Raw genomic sequence first — 647 nt, 5'->3', positions numbered from 1 at the left:
GGGTACTTAGATGTTTCAGTTCCCCTCGTTCGCCTCGCAACACTATGTATTCATGTTGCGATAACAGCTTATGCTGCTGGGTTCCCCCATTCGGACATCGTTAGCTCAAATGCTTGTTACTAGCTCGCCAACGCTTTTCGCAAGTTACTACGTCCTTCATCGCCTCTGACTGCCAAGGCATCCACCGTATACGCTTAGTCGCTTAACCATACAACCCAAATGAGTTTCACTCACCTGCGCCGCATTGCGACCAGCTTGGTTTTACTTGTCTCACTTCTGACCAAAGAAGTGGACGCGCCTTAGACGTAAACTATTCAATAAAGAATAATTTACTTTTGAATATTCAAGACACTTAATAAAGTGTTTGAGAACTCATGTTCAATGCTTTCGCATTAAACGTTTTGTAATTAATCACATGACAGACTCATGCAATTAAATACTATCAGCTTTCCAAATTGTTAAAGAACAATGCGTACCGGCTAGCGGCGCATTCAGCTCTGACTTCTCCTAAGAGAAGCTAAACAAGCAATCTGTGTGAACACTCAGCAAACATTAAGTTAGTCGTATAGGTAAGGAGGTGATCCAGCCCCAGGTTCCCCTAGGGCTACCTTGTTACGACTTCACCCCAGTCATGAACCACAAAGTGG

2 rRNA genes are annotated in these 647 nt (G+C 43.9%); both read right to left on the bottom strand.

The features are described from left to right. A 23S ribosomal RNA gene (locus tag L5M40_RS22545) occupies positions 1–208 on the bottom strand; the annotation flags it as partial. 362 nt (positions 209–570) lie between these two features. Continuing rightward, positions 571–647, bottom strand: a 16S ribosomal RNA gene (locus tag L5M40_RS22540); the annotation flags it as partial.

Source organism: Shewanella sp. SM68 (assembly GCF_025653925.1).
Lineage (GTDB): Bacteria > Pseudomonadota > Gammaproteobacteria > Enterobacterales > Shewanellaceae > Shewanella > Shewanella oncorhynchi.
This window is presented reverse-complemented; position numbering and strand designations above follow the sequence as displayed.